At 69.3% G+C, this 20081-nt stretch carries 14 protein-coding genes; 5 read left to right on the top strand and 9 right to left on the bottom strand.

The window, feature by feature from the left end:
* Window positions 1-116: 116 nt before the first annotated feature.
* Entirely contained in the window at window positions 117-2615 is a 2499-nt protein-coding gene (locus NX02_RS19970) for a PAS domain-containing protein (RefSeq protein ID WP_025293960.1), read from the top strand.
* Between the two features lie 53 nt (window positions 2616-2668).
* Here NX02_RS19970 and NX02_RS19965 read toward each other — a convergent pair whose 3' ends face one another.
* On the bottom strand, window positions 2669-2962 hold the full coding sequence (locus tag NX02_RS19965) for a YciI family protein (protein WP_025293959.1): 294 nt from the start codon (window positions 2960-2962) through the stop codon (window positions 2669-2671).
* Between the two features lie 297 nt (window positions 2963-3259).
* Between NX02_RS19965 and NX02_RS19960 the strand changes: the two genes are divergently transcribed.
* Window positions 3260-4918 carry a GGDEF domain-containing protein gene (locus NX02_RS19960; RefSeq protein WP_047099825.1) on the top strand — a complete coding sequence of 553 codons (1659 nt, stop codon included), beginning with the start codon at window positions 3260-3262 and terminating at the stop codon, window positions 4916-4918.
* On the opposite strand, the gene NX02_RS19955 is transcribed toward NX02_RS19960, so the two are convergent.
* Genes NX02_RS19955 through NX02_RS19930 form a run of 6 tightly spaced genes read right to left on the bottom strand, consistent with a single transcriptional unit; the run spans window position 4876 to window position 11392 of the window.
* Window positions 4876-6057 (bottom strand): endonuclease/exonuclease/phosphatase family protein, encoded by a 1182-nt coding sequence (locus NX02_RS19955; RefSeq protein WP_245648654.1) that lies wholly within the window; start codon window positions 6055-6057, stop codon window positions 4876-4878. The two genes, NX02_RS19960 and NX02_RS19955, sit on opposite strands and share 43 nt — an antisense overlap.
* An 11-nt stretch (window positions 6058-6068) precedes the next feature.
* Window positions 6069-7190, bottom strand: a complete 1122-nt coding sequence (locus NX02_RS19950; RefSeq protein ID WP_025293956.1) for an alcohol dehydrogenase catalytic domain-containing protein — start codon at window positions 7188-7190, stop codon at window positions 6069-6071.
* Window positions 7191-7217: 27 nt separating this feature from the next.
* The gene (gene recN / locus NX02_RS19945; protein ID WP_025293955.1) at window positions 7218-8882 is read right to left on the bottom strand and encodes a DNA repair protein RecN; all 1665 of its coding nucleotides are present in this window, start codon (window positions 8880-8882) and stop codon (window positions 7218-7220) included.
* Window positions 8883-8934: 52 nt separating this feature from the next.
* A complete protein-coding gene (locus NX02_RS19940; RefSeq protein ID WP_025293954.1) occupies window positions 8935-9711 on the bottom strand; it encodes an outer membrane protein assembly factor BamD in 777 nt (258 codons plus the stop codon).
* A 53-nt stretch (window positions 9712-9764) separates the two neighbouring features.
* On the bottom strand, window positions 9765-10205 hold the full coding sequence (gene ruvX / locus NX02_RS19935; protein WP_039997849.1) for a Holliday junction resolvase RuvX: 441 nt from the start codon (window positions 10203-10205) through the stop codon (window positions 9765-9767).
* Between the two features lie 20 nt (window positions 10206-10225).
* Complete coding sequence (locus tag NX02_RS19930) at window positions 10226-11392, bottom strand: DUF3089 domain-containing protein (protein WP_025293952.1); 1167 nt, start codon at window positions 11390-11392, stop codon at window positions 10226-10228.
* Between the two features lie 188 nt (window positions 11393-11580).
* On the opposite strand from NX02_RS19930, the gene NX02_RS19925 reads away from it, so the two are divergent.
* Window positions 11581-13308, top strand: coding sequence for a DUF4153 domain-containing protein (locus NX02_RS19925; protein WP_025293951.1), 1728 nt, complete (start codon window positions 11581-11583; stop codon window positions 13306-13308).
* A 302-nt stretch (window positions 13309-13610) separates the two neighbouring features.
* On the opposite strand, the gene ftsH is transcribed toward NX02_RS19925, so the two are convergent.
* On the bottom strand, window positions 13611-15512 hold the full coding sequence (ftsH, locus tag NX02_RS19920; RefSeq protein WP_211258362.1) for an ATP-dependent zinc metalloprotease FtsH: 1902 nt from the start codon (window positions 15510-15512) through the stop codon (window positions 13611-13613).
* A 200-nt stretch (window positions 15513-15712) separates the two neighbouring features.
* Here ftsH and NX02_RS19915 point away from each other — a divergent pair, with 200 nt between their 5' ends.
* Both NX02_RS19915 and NX02_RS19910 read left to right on the top strand, forming a co-directional pair.
* The gene (locus NX02_RS19915; RefSeq protein WP_039996707.1) at window positions 15713-16126 is read left to right on the top strand and encodes a CopG family transcriptional regulator; all 414 of its coding nucleotides are present in this window, start codon (window positions 15713-15715) and stop codon (window positions 16124-16126) included.
* Between the two features lie 17 nt (window positions 16127-16143).
* Window positions 16144-17235: an extracellular catalytic domain type 1 short-chain-length polyhydroxyalkanoate depolymerase gene (locus tag NX02_RS19910; protein ID WP_025293948.1), complete on the top strand. Its 1092-nt coding sequence runs from the start codon at window positions 16144-16146 to the stop codon at window positions 17233-17235.
* 75 nt (window positions 17236-17310) lie between these two features.
* Here NX02_RS19910 and NX02_RS33935 read toward each other — a convergent pair whose 3' ends face one another.
* The gene (locus NX02_RS33935; RefSeq protein ID WP_025293947.1) at window positions 17311-20067 is read right to left on the bottom strand and encodes an autotransporter outer membrane beta-barrel domain-containing protein; all 2757 of its coding nucleotides are present in this window, start codon (window positions 20065-20067) and stop codon (window positions 17311-17313) included.
* Between the last annotated feature and the right edge of the window lie 14 nt (window positions 20068-20081).

Genomic DNA, 20081 nt, shown 5'->3' with positions numbered 1-20081 from the left:
CGCCGCGTCGGGCCCCCCGGTCGTTCCCGGCAACCCTTTGGCGTGAGGTCGCATTCTGTGGCGTTCCCTGCGGTCACCTGATAGGCAGCCAGCCGGGGGGAAGGCAGCCTGAGACCATGATCAGCATGACCGGAACGACCGATCCGCAGCCAGCGACCGACCCGCGCGAACGCGCACGGCTGGCGGCTCTCGACCGCTACGAGGTTCTCGACACGCCCCCCGAGCCCGAGTTCGATGAGATCGCGCGGCTCGCTGCAGACCTGTGCGCAGCGCCGATCGCGGTCATCAATCTGATCGGCGAGGGCCGGCAATTCTTCAAGGCGGAGGTGGGCCTCGGCGTGCGCGAGACGCCGCTCGAGACCTCTTTCTGCGCGCATGCGATCCTCGAGGAGGATTTTATGCTGGTGGAGGACACGCGTCAGGATCCGCGCTTCGCCGCCAACCCGCTGGTGACCGGCGCGCCCGGGCTGCGCTTCTATGCCGGCGCGCTGCTCAAGACCGCGGAGGGCCTGCCGATCGGCACCTTGTGCGTGCTGGATACGATGCCGCGCGAGCTTGGCGCAGTGCAGCAGCGGGCGCTGAAGGTGCTCGCCCGGCAGTTGATGAACCAGCTCGAACTGCGGCTGGCGGCGCGTGAGCGCCTCGCGCAGGACGCGCGCTACCGCACCCTGTTCGAAAGCATGGACGAGGGTTTCTGCGTCATCGAGTTCGTCGATGGCCCGCACGGCCCGCTCAGCGATTATGTCCATGTCGAGGCCAATGCCGCCTATGCGCTGAACGCGGGCATTCCCGACGTCGTCGGTCAGCGGCTGCGCGCGATGGTGGGCGATGAGGCCGAGGATTGGCTGGCGCGCTACGGCGGCGTCCTGCGCACGGGTGAGCCGATCCGCTTCGAGCGCGAGCTGGAGGCGACCGGACGCTACCTCTCGCTTTCCGCCTTCCGCATCGAACCGCCGAGCCGCCGCCAGGTCGCGGTTCTGTTCCAGGATGTCACCGCGCGACGCCAGGCCGAACTGGCGCTGGTGCAGTCCAATGCCACGCTGGAGGCGCGCGTCGCCGAGGCGATCGCCGAACGCAAATTGTTCGCCGACATCATCGAGAACACCGACGCTTTCGTGCAGGTGCTCGATCGCGACGGGCGCTGGCTTGCCATCAACGGCGCCGCTTCGAACGAGATCGAACGGATGTTCGGCATATGCCCGCGCGTTGGGGACAGCCTGTTCGAGGCGCTGGCCGATGCGGCGATACGCGATCAGCTGCGCGCGCATTGGGAACGCGCGCTGGCCGGCGAGTCCTTCGTCGAAGTCACCGCCTACGACACGCCGGCGGGCGGGCGGCGCCATTACGAGCTGCGCTTCAACCCGATGCGCGACGGCGAAGGCCGGTTGATCGGGGCCTATCAGTTCGCGCACGACGTGACCGACCGGCTCGAGGAACAGTCCCGCCTCGCACAGATGGAAGAGGTGCTGCGCCAGGCGCAGAAGATGGAGGCGGTGGGCCAGCTGACCGGCGGCCTCGCGCATGATTTCAACAATCTGCTCGCCGGCATTTCGGGCGCGTTCGAGATGATCGGCGTGCGGCTGGCGCAGGGCCGCGTGAACGAACTCGACAAATATCTCGCCGCCGGCCAGGGCGCGACGCGGCGCGCGGCGGCGCTGACGCACCGGCTGCTGGCCTTCGCGCGGCGGCAGACGCTCTCGCCCACGCCGATCGTCATCAACCGGCTGGTGGGCGATCTGGTGGAATTGATCCGCCGCACCGTCGGCCCCGGGATCGATGTCGAGACGGTCGCGGCGGCGGGACTGTGGCCGACGCTGGTCGACGCCAACCAGCTCGAGAACGCGATCCTCAACCTGTGCATCAACGCGCGCGATGCGATGCCGGGCGGCGGCCGCATCATGATCGAGACCGCGAACAAGTGGATCGATCATCGCACCGCGATCGAGCGCGGGCTGGAACCCGGCCAATATGTCACGGTGTGCGTCAGCGACACCGGCACGGGGATCGACCGCGAGACCTTGTCACGCGTGTTCGATCCCTTCTTCACCACCAAGCCGCAGGGCGAGGGCACCGGGCTCGGCCTGTCGATGGTCTATGGTTTCGTCCGCCAGAGCCATGGCCAGGTGCGGATCTATTCGGAGGTCGGGCAGGGAACGATGGTGTGCCTCTATCTGCCGCGTCATATGGGCGACGTGGTCGAGACCGAGGATGTCTCCGCGCGGCTGACGCCGCTGAAGGCTGCGGCGGGCAAGGCGGTGCTGGTGATCGATGATGAGCCGACGGTGCGCATGCTGGTGGCGGATGCGCTGACCGAGATGGGCCATGCCTGCGCCGAGGCCTCAGACGGGGCGGAGGGACTGGCGATGCTGCGCGCGGCCGATCGTATCGACATGCTGATCACCGATGTCGGCCTGCCCGGCGGCATGAACGGCCGCCAGGTGGTGGAACAGGCGCGCGCCGAGCGGCCCGACCTCAGGATATTGTTCATCACCGGCTATGCCGAGAATGCGGTGCTCAACCACGGCCATATCGAACATGGCATGGAAGTGCTGACCAAGCCCTTCGCGATCGACGATCTCAGGATGCGCGTGAACCGGCTGTTGCGCGAGGATTGAGAATCATCGCCTTTCCTTCCCGGGCAAGCCTCGGGGAGGAAAGGCGTCCGCGCTTACAGCAGCCCCTGCAGCGTATCCGCCGCCAGCGTCGTTTCGAACGGGATGATCTCCGCGGTCGCCAGGCCATGCCGGTGGAAGGGATCGGCGGCGATCAGCGCCTCGACCGCCTCCAGGCTCTCGCCGCGCGCGAAGATGACGCCGCCGGTGCGGGGGACGCGGCGGCCGGCGGCGAGGATCGTGCCGGCGGCGATGCCCTGCTTGAGCCAGTCGCGATGGCCGTCGAGATGCGCGTCCAGTTCCTCCACCGGGCGCACATAGGTGAGAATGGCGAGATAGGTGATGCTCATCGATACTCCCTGACGCCGGCCCGATCATCGGCCGCGCGCGTGCGGCCAGGGGGCGATGGCTCCGGCGTTCGCGGGCTGCTATCCCGTAGGCGAGAGCGCCCGTCAAATGGATGCCGGCCGGAGGATGACGCCTGACACCTGTCCGCGGATCTCGATCCGGCCGCCGCTCCCACGCCCGATCGCGCAAGCCGGATCGCGGCGTCGCGGGCGCGGCATCTGCGACTCGCCAATCGGGCAAAATTTTGCCAACGAAAAGCTGTGGGGCGGCAATTCGATGGGCCGAGTCTGGGCGCGACCATGATCTTGTTTCGTTTGGGTTTTCTGCTTTGCGCGCTGGTTTCGGCGATCGTTTCGCTGCCGGCCCGGGCGGAACAGGCGCGGCAGGTGGATCTGGTTCCGGTGCTGTGTCACGCGGTGACGCCGCTGGGCAGCGCGCCGCCGCCACCGTCGGCCTATCGCTGTAGCGGCGAGCCGCAAGGCTATCAGGAAGCGAGCCTGTGGTTGCGGACCGATGTCGCGCGGCTCGGTTTCGCCGATGGCGATGCCGCGCTGCTGGTTCACCAGAGCCGGTTCGACCGGATGGCGGTGGCCTTCACCTATGGCGATGGGCATGTCCGCCGCTACGCGGTCGCGCGCGGCGCCTATGGCGATTATTGGCGGGTGGGTGGCCAGCTCGCCTTCGCGGCACCCGCGGGCGCCGCGACGCTGGCATCGGTGACGATCCGGATCGATCGCTTCTCGGTCTATGGGCTGCTGCGCGCCCGGCTGCTCGATCGCGATGGCGCGGCACAGGAAACCGCGGCGGCCTCCGCGCTGGTCGGCGGCGCGCTGACCCTGCTGCTGCTCGCGGCGCTCTACAACCTGCTGCTCGCGATCGCGATGCGCCGCGCCTATCTTGTCTGGCAGGGGGGCTGGGCGCTGTGCATGGTGCTGTGGGGGCTGCTCTGGTCGCAGATCGCGCTGCTCGTGGCCCCGCAGGTGGCGGGTACGCTCGCCTCCCAGATCTGCTCGTTGCTCGCGTGCGTCGCCGTGTTCACGGCTACGATGGCGGCGCTGTTCAGCATCACCGCGGCGCCGCGCTGGCTGCGGCTGTTGCTGGGCGCATTGACGACGCTGGTGCTGCTGCTCGGCTTCCCGCTCGCCTTCGCGCGCGGGGGGCCGCTCGCGCTGGTCGATGCGCTGCTCGATCCGCTGGTGCTGCTCAACCTGTTCCTGGTGGTCGTGCTCGTCACGATCGGCTGGCGGCGCGGGCAGGGCGAGGCGCGCGACTTCGCGATCGCGTGGACGCTGCCGATCATCGCGCTGACGGTGATTCACATCTTCGATTTCGGCGCCCTGCTGGGTGGTGGATCGCAGATCGCGATTCTGATCGCCTCGGCGCTGCAGACGGTCGTGATCGCGATCGCGGCGACGGTGCGGCTGGCGCGCATCCGCTGGGAACGCGATTCGGCGCGCGCGGCGGAACGCATGCTGATCGACCTCGCCAACCGCGATCCGCTGACCGGGCTGCTCAATCGCCGCGGCTTCGCGCAGGGCTTCGCCACGCTGCGCCAAGCTTCGGCGACGCCGATCTCGCTGCTGCTGATCGACGTCGACCATTTCAAGTCGATCAACGATGGCTTCGGCCATGATGTGGGGGATGAGGTGCTGCGCCGGCTGGCGACACGGCTGGATGACGATGGGCAGTCGCGACATCTCGCCGGGCGGCTGGGCGGCGAGGAGTTCGTGATCGCGCTGCCCGCCACGGGCCCGTCCGAGCTGCGGCGGTTCGCCGAGGAGATGCGGCGCAGCTGCAGTGCGATGGATGTGGCCGACCTGCTCGGCCAGCGCTGCCTGACGGTGAGCATCGGCATGGCTCCGGGCGACCGCGACACCGATTTCGAGACGCTCTACCGCGTCGCCGACCAGGCGCTCTACAGCGCGAAGGCGGGCGGGCGGAACCGGGTGGCGGGGTAGCGCCGCGCCTCAGCGCCGCGCCGCGCCGCGACGGTGGCGGCGCCGCACCCTGCCATCGTCGGCGCCGACGCACGCCATTCGAGGCGGTAGAGCACGCGCAGGCCGTCATGGTCGGAGAGCATCGGGCTGGTCTCGCTGCCGTCGAACATCGCCTCCACCCGGATCGGCCGCACCGTCACCTGCGCGCCCGAGGCGAAGAACTGGAGGTCCTGCGTGTCCATCCAGGGTTCGTCGCCGTCCCACGACAGGCGCACGTCGCAGCGATTGGCGGGATCGATGCAGAAGCGGTGGACCAGTGCCAGCCGCTGCGAATCCCAGAAGGGCGCGAAGCGTTTCGGCGCGTCGCGCATGTTGAAATCGCCGCCGAAGATCGCCGGCAGCGACTGATCCCAGTGGCGGCGCATGAAAGTGCCCAACTCCGCGGTCTCGGCATTGTGCGCGGCGAGGTGGCGGGCGGGGGAAACGCGCGAGGCGCCTTGCGAATTCATGTGCGTGTTGACGATCTGCAGCGGCACCGGCACGCCGGGGATGGCGATGCGCGCCATCATCATGCCCTTGTTGGCAAGGCAGTCGATCCCCGCGCAGGTCGGCCGCGAATAGGGCACCGCGATCCGCGCGACGATCGGATAGCGGCTGGCGACCGCGAGCCCCGAATTCATCAGCCGAAGCCCGATCTCGCCCCTGAACAGCCGCGGCTTGCCCGGCAGATCGGTATCCGCGCGCACCGGCGCGCGCTGCACCCGCGATGGGCCCACGGCGATCGCGGGATAGTTGCTGTGCTCCACCGCCCGCGCCGCTGCGTGCGAGAAGGCCTCCTGGAACAGCACGATATCGGGCGCCTCGCCGGCGCGGCGCAGATCGTCGAGGATCGCGCCGATTCGCTTGAGCTTGGCGCCGCGCCCCGATCGCGCCGGCCAGGGCAGGCCCTCGATATTGTAGGTGAGCACGTCGATCGTCGTGCTCATCCGGCCGCCGGGCATCCGCGCGAGCGGCGCCGGCGGGCTCGCCGCGCAGGCCAATGTGCGCGGATGGGGCAGGCGCCCGCACGCCGCCAGCGCCAGCAGCGCGGCGATCGGCAGGAGTGGGGAGGGGCGGGGGCGTCGCACGCGATCGGCATAGCATGGCACGGTGCGTCGCACCCCGCCTGCCATCATCCCTTTGACGGATCGATGAGGAATTTCTCGCCGGTCGAGCGGCGGCCATAGACCGCGACATGGTCCGGCTGCAGCGCCTCCTGCAGCGAGAGCCGCCCGGCATAGGTGCTGGCGAAGATCGTCGTCAGATTGTCCGCCACGCGCTGGCGCAGCGCCTGCGTCGCCTCCGCGCCGATCGCCTTGAGGAAGGGCGTCAGCAGCCAGCCGCCGACGCTCCAGCCGAAACCGAAGCTGCGGTTGATCGTCACCGGGCTCGTGTCGAGCATGCCGTACATATAGACCTGCTTGCGCACGTCCGACCCGTAGCGGCTGTAGGCGCCGGTCTGCCGCCGGCCGATCGCCACTTCCATGCAATGGAGGATGTCAGACGCCAGCCGGCCGCCGCCGATCGCATCGAAGGCGATCGTCGCCCCCGTCGCCACCAGCGCCTCGGTGAGCTTGTCGCGGAAATTGATGCTGCTGCTGTCGCAGATATACTCCGCGCCGAGGCTGCGCAGCAGCTCTTCCTGCTCGGGCTTGCGGACGATGTTGACCAGCGGCACGCCATCGGCCTGGCACAGTTTGACCAGCATCTGGCCGAGGTTGGAAGCCGCGGCGGTGTGGACGAGCGCGCTGTGCCCCTCGCGCCGCATCGTTTCCACCATGCCCAGCGCGGTCATCGGATTGACGAAGCTCGACGCACCGTCGACCGCGTCGGTGCCTTCCGGCAGCACCAGGCAGGCATCGGCCGGCAGCACGCGATATTCGGCGTACATCCCGCCGCCCGCCGTCGCGACGGTGCGGCCGATCAGATGCGCGACCTCGGCACCGGCATCGATCACCGCGCCGGCACCCTCGATCCCGACCGGCATCGACAGCCCCCAGCGCCCCGCCATCGATTCGATGCGGGCGTCGGGCACCTGCGCGCGCAGGATCGGGCGCTCGGGGGTGCCCGCCGCCCGCATCGTCGCCATGTCGGCGGCGCCGAACAGCAGGCCCAGGTCGGAGGGGTTGATCGGCGCCGCCTGCACGCGAATGAGCAGGTCGCGCGGGCCGGGCGCGGGGATCTCGACCGTCTCCAGCGTGATCTCCAGCAATCCGTCCGCCTCGATGCGAGACCGCAGCTCAAGTCCGTCCATCAGCATCCTCCCGTTTGATTCTATCGATCAGGCCGCCTGCAGCAGCCGCGTCGCTTGCGCGCGCGCTTCGTCGGTCACCTCGGCGCCCGACAGCATCCGTGCGATCTCCTCGCGCCGCGCCGCGGGATCGAGCGTATTCACGTTGGTGCGGGTGACGAGGCCGTCGCTGCGCTTGGCGATCAGCAGATGGCCGGCACCGCGCGCCGCGACCTGCGGGCTGTGCGTCACCACCAGCAGCTGCGCCTTGTCCGAAAGCCGGGCGAGCCGCTCGCCGATCGCCGAGGCCACGGCGCCGCCGACGCCGCGATCGATCTCGTCGAAGATCATCGTGTCCGCCCCGCCTTCCTCCGCCAGCGCCACCTTGAGCGCGAGGATGAAGCGGCTGAGTTCGCCGCCGCTGGCGATCTTGGCCAGCGCGCCGAAGGGCGCGCCGGGGTTGGTCGCGATCTCGAATTCCACGCGATCCTTGCCGGCGGCGCCCCACTGGCTTTCGGGCAGGGTCTCGGTGACGGTGCGGAACCGCGCGGCATCGAGCTTGAGCGGCTTGAGCTCGCTCGCGACCGCGGCATCGAGCCGGCCCGCGGCGGCGCGCCGCGTGGCTGAAAGCGCGTCGGCGGCGGTCTCATAGGCGCGGCGCGTCGCGGTTGCGGCCGTTTCCAGCGCCGCCAGCCCCTCGCTGCCCGCCTCGATGCGGGCATGGCGCGCCTGGAACTCGCGCAGCAGGTCGGAAAGGCCGTCGGCGGCGACGCGATGCTTGCGGGCGAGCGCGCGCAATTCGAACAGCCGCGTCTCCACCGCTTCCAGCCGGGCGGGGTCGTAGCGCAGCGCGTCGGCGGCCTGCGCCAGTTTCTCCTCCGCCTCCGATCCCTCGATCACCGCGCGGTCGAGCGCCTCCAGCGCTTCGGCGAGCAGCGGATGTTCGGGCGCGATCCGGTCCAGCCGCCGCGCCGCCTGGCGAAGCTGGGCGAGGCCGCCGTCCGATCCGGCGAAGGCGGCCATCACCGTCTCCATGTCGTCGGAAAGGCGCGCGCCCTTCTGCATGTCGGCGCGCTCGGCGGCGAGCGTCTCTTCCTCGCCGTCCTCGGGCGCGAATTTGGCAAGCTCGTCGATCGCATGGTCCAGCCAGTCGCGATCGGCCTCGGCATTGGCGACGTCCGCACGCGCCGATTCCAGTGCATCCACCGCCGCGCGCCATTGCTGCCACGCCGCCTCGACCGCGCGCCCCTCGCTGCGCGCGAAGGCATCGAGCAAGGCGCGATGGCCGCGCGCGTTGAGCAGCCCGCGATCGTCGTGCTGGCCGTGGATCTCGATCAGCCGCTGGCCGATCTCGCGCAACAGGCCCGCCGACGCCGGCTGGTCGTTGACATAGGCGCGGCTGCCGCCATCCGCCTTGACGATGCGGCGGACGATCAGCGGCTCGCCGTCATCCGCTTCCAGCCCGTTCTCGGCGAGCAGCGCGGCCAGCGGACTGCCGGCACCCGGCGCCTCGAAGCTCGCGGTCACCACCGCCTGCGTGGCGCCCTGGCGGACGAGCCCGGCCGCGGAGCGCCCGCCCAGCGCCAGCCCCAGGGCATCGAGCAGGATCGACTTGCCGGCGCCCGTCTCGCCGGTCAGCACGGTCAGGCCGGCGCCGAATTCGAGGTCCAGCGCCTCGATCAGCACGACGTCGCGAATGGCGAGGGCAGTCAGCATCGCCGAGGGTCTAGAGCGGAATTGTGTCGGATGGAATTACCCGACGCAGCGATCAGGCGCCGTGCTTCTGGATCAGGTCGTACGCGCGCTGATACCATTTCGTACCGGGGTAGTTCGTCCCCAGCACCGCCGCCGACTTCTTGGCTTCCTCGGGGATGCCGAGCGCCAGATAGGTCTCGGTCAGCCGCATCAGCGCCTCGGGGGCGTGGGTGGTGGTGTCGTACTGGTCGATCACCACGCGGAAGCGCACGGAGGCGGCCAGCCACTGCGAGCGGCGCTGGTAGAAGCGGCCGATCTCCATCTCCTTGCCCGCGAGGTGATCGCGGACGAGGTCGACCTTCAGCCGGGCGTCGGCGGAATAGCGCGAATTGGGATAGCGGCGGATCAGTTCGCCCAGCGCGCCCAGCGCCTGCTGGGTGATCTTCTGGTCGCGCGTCACGTCCTCGATCTGCTCGTAATAATCGAGCGCGATCAGATAGAGCGCGTAGGGCGCATCCTTGTTGCCCGGGTGGATCGACAGGAAGCGCTGCGCGGAAGAGATCGACTCGTTATACTGGCGGGCGAGGTAATAGCTGAACGCGCTCATCAGCTGCGCGCGGCGCGCCCAGGGCGAATAGGGGTGCTGGCGCTCCACCTCGTCGAACAATGCGGCGGCCAGCTTGTACTGGCCGCGGTCGAGCCGGGTCTTCGCTGCGTTGTACAGCGTCTCCACGTCGCGGGCGACATAGCTGGTATCGGCCTTGCTCCGGTTGCGTGCGCAGCCGGCCAGCGGGACGAAGGATGACAGGATCACCGCGGCGGCAACAGGCTTCAACAGGGACGTGCGCATGGCGGGGTCTTAGCCGAGCCTCCGGCCATCGCCAAGCACGATATGGAAGCGTATCAATTGCCCATCGCGAGCGCGTCGATCGCCCCTTGCAGAATGTAGCCCGCGGCCATCTTGTCGACCAGATCCGCCCGCCGCGCGCGGCTGGCATCGGCCTCGATCAGCGTCCGCGTCACCGCTTGCGTCGACCAGCGTTCGTCCCACAGCAGCACCGGCAACTGCAGCGGCGCCAGGTTGCGCGCGAACGCCCGCGTCGACTGGGTGCGCGGTGATTCGCTGCCGTCGAGGTTGAGCGGCAGGCCGACGACGATGCCCGCCACCGCCTGCTTGGCCGCGATCTCGGTCAGCTTCGCCAGATCGGCGCTGAATTTCGCGCGGCGGATCAGCTCCGCCGGGCTCGCGATCATCCATTGCGCGTCGCAGAGCGCGACGCCGATCGTCTTGGTGCCGACGTCCAGCCCCATCAGCCGCCCGCCGAGCGGCAGCGCCTCGCGCATCGCCGCCGCGTTGGCGACGATCACCGCCTGCCCCCCAGCCGGCGCAGCAGCTTTTCGATCCCGCGGGGTTGCGCCGCCGCGTGGGCCGCCGTCCGCCGCGCGGCGTCGGCGCGGATGTTCGACCAGAACAGTGTATAGTCGAACACGTGGAAATTGTTGCCGGGCAGCACATAGGGGCTGTCCATGCTCGCGGGCGGCGGGCCGATCAGCAGGAAGCCGCCGGCGTCGCACCGCGCCGGGATCGTCCCGGCTTCCAGGGTCGCGTCGCTCAGATCCTTGTTGGGGATGAGCGCGCCGAGATTGGCGGAGGGCGCCGCGCCGCCGCCGGGGAGCCCGGTCAGCGGGTTGGTGCACAGCATCGGCGTGCCCTTGCGCGGCCGGCCGTCGAACCCGGTGCTCGCCTCATAGACGTCGCGGATCATCGCCGGGTCGGCGGGTTCGGCGAAGCTCTGCCACGAAAGCACGCAGCCGGGCTGGTCGGCGCGGGTGCAGGCGGGCAGGCCGAGCCGCGGCACGTCGGTGGTCAGCGAAACCGGCCAGCCGACGACATAGGCGGCGGCGATCCGCGCGGCGACCGGCTTGCCCGCCACCTGGTCGCGCAACAGCCGCAGCAGGTGGAGCGAGCCCTGGCTGTGCGCCGCGAGGATGATCGGCCGATCGGCCGGCGCTTCCTGCAGGAAGCGGTCGAACGCCGCCGCGACGTCGGCATAGGCGGCGTCGAGCGCGCGCTGCGCTTCCGGCCGGTCGGTCAGGAAGGCGCCGAACGCCGCCTGCCGGTATTTGGGCGCCCACACCGGCCCCAGATGGTTGAAGGCGCTCGCCTGGCTGCGGACGAACAGCCGCGCCCGATCCTGCGATTCGCGATCGTCGAGCGGCGCGTTCCACTGCGCGCGGGTGAGGTAGGAGGTCGGGTGGATGAAGAAGGTCGCGGCGCGATCCGCGGTGCGCGGGGAAACCCCGGCCGGCAGCCATTGCGCGGCATCGCTGTTGCCGAGGCCGGGGCGGGCGAGCCACATCGCCGGATCGGCATAGGCCGCCGCCTGGCGCGGCATCTGCTCCACGAACGGCGCGCTCGGCACGAACGCGAAGCGAAAGAGCTGCGGCGCGAACAGCCGATAGGCAAAGAGGCCGGCGATGGCGAGCACGATCAACCCCGCAAAAACATATAGGAAGCGGCGCGCCGCCATTTCCCTCTCCATTGTGCGGTGCAGCATAATTGCCGCCCCGAGCAAGTGCGTAGCCGGCAACCGCCTCGTCATGCAAACGATGCCGCTGCACGGGATCTGCACGGGATCGGTAAGACATGGTGACCGGGATCACCCGGCAAAGCCGATAAGCTGCTATATCCAAAGGCAATTGACGCAGGAGCATCCTGATGCACGACAGGGATCAACGCGAGGGCTGGCCGATCCGGCCCTGGGTCGCGGCGGCGTTCGGCGCGCTCGCCGGCTTCCTGATCTGGGCGCTGATGGATGGCCTGCCGCGATCGCCGGACGGGATGGCGCTCAGGGTGGCGGCCGCCGCCGCGATCGCCGCCTCCACCGCCGCGTTCGCGCTCTGCTATGAGCCGCTGCGCGCGCGCTGGGCGCTGATCTTCATCGCCATGGTCGGTCTCGTCGTCGGTCTCGTCCTCTACTGGAACGGGCCGACCGACAAATGGGGCGATCTGGAAACCTGGCGCGGCGTGTGCGTCGCGCTGTCGGTCGCGATCGCCGCGCCCCTGTTCCAGGCCGCGCGCGATCAGGGCGCGCGCCGCTTTCCCTATGTCGAGGTCCATGCCCATGCGTGGACCAATGTGGTGATCTGGTGCGCGGCGTGGCTGTTCGCGGGGATCGTCTTCATCCTCGCCTTCCTGCTCGCGGCGCTGTTCGACCTGATCGGCATCGATCTGCTCAAGGAAGCGCTGCAGAAGCAATGGTTCTGGTCGACCCTGCTCGGCACCGCGCTGGGCGGCGGCGCGGGCCTGCTGCGCGAGCGTGACCGCATCGTCGGACTGCTCGAGCGCGTCGTCGTGTCGGTGCTCGCGGTGCTGGCGCCGGTGCTCGCGGTGGGGCTGGTGCTGTTCCTGCTGAGCCTGCCCTTCACCGGGCTCACGCCGCTGTGGGCGGCGACGCGATCGACCACGCCGATCCTGCTCGGCTGCGTGATCGGCGCGCTCGTGCTCGCCAATGCGGTGATCGGCCATGGCGAGGATCAGGAATCGCGCTTCCCGCCGCTGCGCTGGGCGGCGATCGCGCTCGCGGTGGTGCTGCTGCCCTTCGCGCTGATCGCCGCGGTCTCCACCGGCGCGCGCATCGGCCAATATGGCTTCACGCCGGAACGGCTGTGGGCGCTGACCTTCGTGACCGTCGCGGTCGTCTATGGCGTCGCCTATCTCGTGGCGGTGGTGCGCGGGCGCGAACGCTGGGCGGGCTTCGCGCGCCCGTCCAACCTGCACCTCGCCTTCGGCCTGTGCGGGCTGGCGCTGTTCCTCGCGACGCCGCTCGCCGCGTTCAACCTGCTGGCGACGCGTGACCAGGTCGCGCGGCTGAAGGCGGGCAGGGTCACGCCGGCCGCGTTCAGCTGGTCGGCGCTGGCGTTCGACTTCGGGGAGCCCGGCCGCGCCGCGCTGCGCGAACTGGCGAAGGCGCCCAACCCGCCGGCGATCCGCGAACGCGCGGCCAAGGCGCTCAAGTCCGAATATCGCGCCGACATCGCGGCGGACGAGCAGGATCAGGCGAACCGGGCGATGCTGCGCAAGCATCTGCGCATCCTGCCGGCGCCGGTGCCGCTGCCCGAGGGGCTGCTCGACGCGTTCGGTCGCGTCTATGGCGTCGACGATCGCGACGTGTTCGTGCTGCTCTACCGTCCGGGCGAGGATCGTGCGGTGCTGATCCGCAGCCAGTGCGAGACCTGCCAGCCAAACGCCGAGGCCGTCGTGCGCCGCGCCGACGGCACATGGGTGCAGCCGGGCAATGTCACGCCCACCCAAAGCCAGGATAGCCCGGCGGCCACGCGCGAGGCGCTGCGGACGGGAACGCCGGAGCAGATCGAGGTGCGTGAGGTCAAGCGGCGGCAGGTGTTCGTCAACGGCAAGCCGGTGGGCGACCTGCTGGCGGAGTGAGGGGCGCGGACGCCCGCGACACTACCGCAGGCGCTGTTCTTTTCCTCCCCGGCGCGCAGCGTCGGGGAGGGGGACCATCCGCGAAGCGGATGGTGGAGGGGACGGCGCCGAAGCATTTCGTCCCATTATGGTTCGAGCGATCAGATCCGCGCCGGCCCCTCCACCACCGGCTTCGCCGGCGGTCCCCCTCCCCGAGCAGCGCTCGGGGAGGAAAATTCGACTCCCAACCTCCGCACACCCCAAACGAAAACGGGCGGCGCCTCCCGGCACCGCCCGTTTCTGTTCGTCATCCCGCCCGAAGGTCAGGCGCCCTGCGGCCTCGGATCGCCCCAGCCGCCGGGGCGGCGGGTCTTGGGGATCGAGCTGCCGCCCGGCTTGACGAGCGCGGGGCCGGTGGAGCCGGGGATGTCGCGGCCGATATCCTCGCCCGCCAGCATCCGCTTGATCTCGTCACCGCTCAGCGTCTCATATTCGAGTAGCGCGATGGCAAGCTTGTGCAGTTCCTCGATATGCTCGGTCAGGATCTCGCGGGCGCGGTCGAGGCCGCCCTCGACGATGCGCTTGATCTCCGAGTCGATGAGCTGCGCGGTCTGGTTCGACATGCTGTTCCGTGAGCCCATCGAATAGCCCAGATAGCTCTGGTCGTCGTCGCTGTGCTGCACGGGGCCGACCGCATCGGACATGCCCCAGCGGGTCACCATGTCGCGCGCGAGCGAGGTCGCGCTCTGGATGTCGCCCGAGGCGCCGCTCGAGACCTTGTCGTAGCCGAAGATGACTTCCTCGGCGACGCGGCCGCCCATCGCCACCGACAGGTTCGCGTACATCTTGTCGCGGTGATAGCTGTAGCTGTCCCGCTCCGGCAGGCGCATCACCATGCCCAGCGCGCGGCCGCGCGGGATGATCGTCGCCTTGTGGATCGGGTCGGACGCGGGCTCGTGCAGCGCGACGATCGCATGACCGGCCTCGTGATAGGCGGTCATCCGCTTCTCGTCCTCGGTCATCACCATCGACTTGCGCTCGGCGCCCATCAGCACCTTGTCCTTCGCGGCCTCGAACTCGCTCATCGCAACGAGGCGCTTGCCGCGGCGCGCGGCGAGCAGCGCCGCCTCGTTGACGAGGTTGGCGAGGTCGGCGCCCGAGAAGCCCGGGGTGCCGCGCGCGATGACCCGCGAGTCCACGTCCGGCGCCAGCGGCACCTTCTTCATGTGGACCTGGAGGATCTTGATGCGGCCTTCGATGTCCGGGCGCGGCACCACGACCTGGCGGTCGAAGCGGCCCGGGCGCAGCAGCGCGGGATCGAGCACGTCGGGGCGGTTGGTCGCCGCGATGATGATGATGCCCTCGTTCGCCTCGAAGCCGTCCATCTCGACGAGCAGCTGGTTCAGCGTCTGCTCGCGCTCGTCGTTCTGGTTGCCCAGGCCGGCGCCGCGGCTGCGGCCGACCGCGTCGATCTCGTCGATGAAGACGATGCACGGCGCGTTCTTCTTGGCCTGCTCGAACATGTCGCGCACGCGGCTCGCGCCGACGCCGACGAACATCTCGACGAAGTCCGAACCGGAAATCGTGAAGAAGGGCACGTTGGCCTCACCCGCGATCGCGCGGGCGAGCAGCGTCTTGCCGGTGCCGGGCGAGCCGACCAGCAGCGCGCCCTTGGGGATCTTGCCGCCCAGCCGCGCGAACTTCGACGGATCCTTCAGGAACTCGACGATCTCCTGCAGCTCCTCGCGCGCCTCGTCGATGCCGGCGACGTCGTCGAAGGTGACGCGGCCATGCTTTTCGGTGAGCATCTTCGCGCGGCTCTTGCCGAAGCCCATCGCGCCCGATCCGCTGTTCTTCTGCATCTGCCGGATCACGAAGAACGCGATGCCGAGGATCAGGATGAACGGCAGCGCCTGGTACAGCAGCAGCAGCCAGAAGCTGGGCGATTCGGCCGGCTTGGCGGTGAAGCGCACATTGTTCTTGTAGAGACGGTCGGTCAGCTGCGGATCGTTCGGCGAGAGCGTACGGAATTGCTCGCCGTTCGACATCGTGCCGCTGACCGAATTCTCGGATATGTCGACCTGCTTGACCGAGCCCTCGTCCACCTTGGCGAGGAATTCGGAATAGGCGATGGTCTTGCCCGCGCCCTGCGTCGGCCGATCGAACATCGAGACGAACAGGGCCAGCGCGACGAGAATGCCCACCCAGATGAGCAGGCTCTTCATCCAGGGGTTGGTTTCGGGTTCCTTGTCTTCGCTCACGCCAGAATCTCCGCTCTTCGAAGGTCAAGATAGGCGATGGCGGATTAATGACAATGGAACGGCGCCAGAATCCGCAATTGCGGCGTCGAACGCAGCGACGATCATGGTTGAACATCACGGCTGAACATCCATATACCATCCACACAGATGGTAAGGAGTACCCCGTGGGACAGGTGCATGAGCTTCGCCCGAAGGCGGACAGCGAGAAGATCACGATCAATCTGGGCTATGTCGACCTTGGCCATGTCGATCTGCTGGTCCGCGACGGCTTTTATTCGAATCGCACCGATTTCATCCGCACCGCGATCCGCAACCAGCTCGAGCGGCATCGCGAGGCGTCGGAAAGATCGGTCGTGCGCAAGCAGCTCGATCTCGGCATCAGCCATTTCACGCGGGAGCGGCTGGAGGCGGTGCGCGCCGCGGGCGAGACGCTCGACATCCGCGTGCTCGGTCTCGCGACAATCGCGCCGGACGTGCCGGCGGAACTCGCGCGTGCGACGATCGCCTCGCTGACGGTGCTCGGCGCGTTCCATGCCAGCCCCGCGGTGAAAGCGGCGCTGGCGGAGCGGATCGCATGAGCCGGCAGGGAGAAGGGATGGCGGCCTTGCAGTCGTCGATGGCGGAGGCGCTGCGCCTCATGCGCGCCGGCCGGCTCGGCCAGGCGACGACGCTGTTGCGGTCGACGATCGGCATCGGCCACCCGGCGCCGCAGCCCGGCCCACAGGCAGGCCCGCAGCCCGCGCGACCGGACCCGGGCGAGGTGATCGACCGCGACGTGATCGACCTCGAACCCGATCATGTCTCCTATGCGCCGCGCCGCGCCGCGGAACCCGATGCGGTGCCGCGCTTCGAGGAACGCAGCCATGCCGGAAAGCGCGGCGCGCTGGCCTACCGGCTCTACCGTCCGGCGGGCGCCACCGCGGGGATGCCGCTGGTGGTGATGCTGCACGGCTGCACCCAGTCGCCCGAGGATTTCGCGGCCGGCACCGGCATGAATGCGCTGGCCGATGAACTGGGCTTCCTCGTCGCCTATCCGCGCCAGACGCAGGCGGCGAACGCGCAGAAATGCTGGAACTGGTTCAACCCGGGCGACCAGCAGCGCGACCGCGGCGAACCGGCGCTGATCGCCGGGCTCACCCGCGACATCCTGGCGGAAACCGGCGCCGATCCGGGCCGCGTCTATGTTGCCGGGCTGTCCGCCGGGGGCGCTGCCGCGACGATCATGGCGGCGGCCTATCCGGACCTTTATGCCGCGGTCGGCGTCCATTCGGGCCTCGCCTGCGGCGCGGCCCGCGACCTGCCGAGCGCGCTGGCCGCGATGAAGCGCGGCGGCGGGGCGGCCAAGACGCGCCAGGGCCAGCGCTTCGTGCCGCTGATCAGCTTCCATGGCGATCGCGACATGGTGGTGCACGAGGTCAACGCCCGCGAAATCGTCGCTGCCGCGACGGCTGCCGCCGGCGCACCGCTCACGGTGCGCACTGAAACCGGGGTGAGTCCGTCGGGCCGGCGCTTTCGCCGGGATCTCAGCGTCGATGCCGGCGGCACGGTGCTGATCGAGCAGTGGACGGTCGCCGGGGCGGGCCATGCGTGGTCGGGTGGCGATGCCGCAGGCAGCTATACCGATCCGGCAGGCCCCGAGGCATCGCGCGAAATGCTGCGCTTCTTCCTGCAGCATAAACGGGCCTGACGGCGAATATTCCCTCCCCGGCGCGCAGCGTCGGGGAGGGAAATCGGGGGTCGGCGACGCAGCCGACCTTAAGCCTCAGAACGCGACCCGCAGCCCCGCGCGGCCACCGGCGCCCTCGATGCCGGTGCGCCGTCCGCCATCCTTGAACGAGCGGACATAGCTGCCCTCGAGGAACCCCGAGACGCCGTTGGTCTGGCCGATGGTGAAGCCGAGGATGGCCTCGCCATAATCGTCGATCGCGCGGTTGTCATAGTCGAAGGTCTGCCCGCCGCCGGTCAGCGTCACGCGGTCTTCGCCCTTGAACTCGTGGACGTAGTTGCCACCCGCATAGAACGCCATCACCGGCCCGTCGCCCAGCGCGAACTGGCCGCCGACGCGCGCGCCGGCGCGGCCGCGCAGGCCGTCGTCCGCATCGAAGTCGACGCCGATCCCCTGCGAGGCGAAATCGTCGAACGAGGTCTTTACCCAGGAAAGGCTGGCCGCGGGTTCGACGAAGAAGCTGTCACTGCCGAAGCGCATTCCCGCTTCGCCGCGCGCGCCGTAGCTGTCGCCCTTCGAATTGTCGCGGAAGCCGCCGAGCGGGCTCGTCGCCTTGGCCCAGTAATAATCATATTTGCCGAGCGCATTGAGGAAGAAATTGCCCGCGGAGTAGCTCGCATAGATGCCGCCGTTGACGACGTCATAGTCGATGCGATCGGCGGAACCCGCGAAGTTCTGGCTCGAACTGATGTAGCCGCCGGTGACGCCGACCGCGAAGCCGCCGCGCTCGCCGGCGCCGCCGCTGAAGTCGAAGCCGAGCTGCCCGCCATAATAGTCCTGGCGGAAGCCCATGTTGACGCCGCGGGCCTGGCCGAGCGTATCGACCGCGCGGACGCTGTCACGCGATTCCACCGAGCCGTGCATCTGCAGCCACAGCTTGCCCGAGGGATCGCCGCCGCCGAAAGCCCACAGCGCGTCGCGACGGGCGCGAAGCTGGCCGGAGACCACGTCGGCGGACTTCAGCCACAGGTTGCGGGCGCCCTCGACATAGTTGAGCGTCCGATACGCGGCGTCGCTGGGCGCGCCGGTCAGGCTGTAGGAGAAGTCCTGCGGGTTGTAGACGATCTCGTAGCGCACGAGGCCGGCGTTGCTGAACCCGCCTTCGAGGTCGAACGCATCGGCCGCGGAGGCCGTGCCGGCGCGCACCAGCGTCGTGCCGGTCGCGAAGGTTGCGGCGTTGCCCGACGGCACATCGACGAGCACGACGGTGTTGCCGGTCGCGGCGCCGCCGACCAGCAGCTGGTCGTTGCCGGTGGCCGAGATGTCGAGGCCGATGCGGCTGTTGCCCGATCCGACATAGTTGCCCGGAACCACGAAGGTCTCGTTCGCGGTGCCGTTGCGCAGCTCGACGAGGCCGCGATTGTCGAACGTCTCCAGCCCGACCATCGTGCGGACCGCGCCGGCCGAGCCGGTGCCGAACAGGACCTGCCCGGTGTTGACGAACAGATCGTTGCCAGCGCCGAACGCGACGTCGGTGCGCATCAGGAAGTCGCCGGAATTGTTGATCCGGTCATTGCCGCCGGTCAGCAGGAGGTCGCTGGTCAGCGAGCCGCTGTTGTTGATCGTGATCGGACCGCCCAGCGCAGTGACGGCATAGCCGCCGCCGACATTGGGAATCCGGCCGGCATTGTCGATCGTGCTGCCGTTGACCGAACTGATCGTGATCGCGTTGCCCTGGTTCGCACCGAGGACGCCCTCGGCACCCACCGTCAGCGAGGCGGTGTCGCCGGAGATCACCACGGAATCGGTGTTGGCGCCATCGCTGGCGACGCCGCCGTTGATCGTCACCGCGGCATTGCCGGTGGCGTTGACGACCAGCGCGCGCGAGCCATCGGCATAGGCGCGAACGCCGTTGACGGTGACGTCGGCATCGCCGGCGGTCGCGGTCACCACGACCGCGTCGGCGCTGCCGCGGGTCAGGATGCCGCCGCCCGCGACCAGCGAAGCATTGGCGCCCTCGGCAATGATCGCGCTGCCGCTGGTCAGCGTCGCCGCGTCGTCGGTCGTCTCGGTGATGACGTTGAGGACGTCGAGCGACACGTCACCGGTCGTCGACGTGGCGATGATGCCGCTGCCGCCGGCGCCGGTGGCGCGGATGAGCCCATCGGAGACGATCGAGATGTTGCCGCTGTCGGAGGCGGCCTCAACCGCGGTGCTGCCGCTGCCGGCCACCAGGATGTTGGTGCCCGTGATCTGGATGTCGCCGTCGGTGCTGCCCACCGCGACGCCCCACGCGCCGGTGCCACGGGTCTGCACCGTGGTGAAGGCGACATCGACGCCGTTGCTGCCGCCGAGTGCGGCGATGCCGTGCGCGCCGGCGCCGGTGGTGGTCACCGTCGGTGCAGTGATGCTGACGCCGTTGCCGGCGGCGAGGATGCCGATCGCGTCGGTGCCCGAGGTCGACACGACGTCGATGCCGATCGACACATCGTCGGCAGCGGTCGCGACGACACCCGCGCTGCCCGCGCCGGTGGTGATGATGCGCGCGCCTTCACCGGCGAGCGTCAGCGATCCGAGGCCGTTCAGGTTGACGCCCGCCGTCGCGGCGTCGCTGGTGCGGACCTGCACTTCGGGTTCGAGCGTGACGGTCAGGTCGGCGGGCTGCAGCGCATAGGTGATGCCCTGCGCATAGGGATTGCCGTCGGTCCCGCAGATCACATTGCCATCGGCATCCGGCGTACCGCATTCGGACTGGGCATTGGCTACGCCGGGAAGCGCGACGATCGCGACGCCGAGGCTGAGCAGGAGGCGAGCGGACGCACGCCCGAAAGTCGGGCGGAAGGCAGTTCTCATAATAGCGAAGACCC

It is taken from the genome of Sphingomonas sanxanigenens DSM 19645 = NX02, from assembly GCF_000512205.2.
Lineage (GTDB): Bacteria > Pseudomonadota > Alphaproteobacteria > Sphingomonadales > Sphingomonadaceae > Sphingomonas_D > Sphingomonas_D sanxanigenens.
Note: the sequence above shows the minus strand (reverse complement) of the source record. Positions and strands in the feature narration are given on the sequence as shown.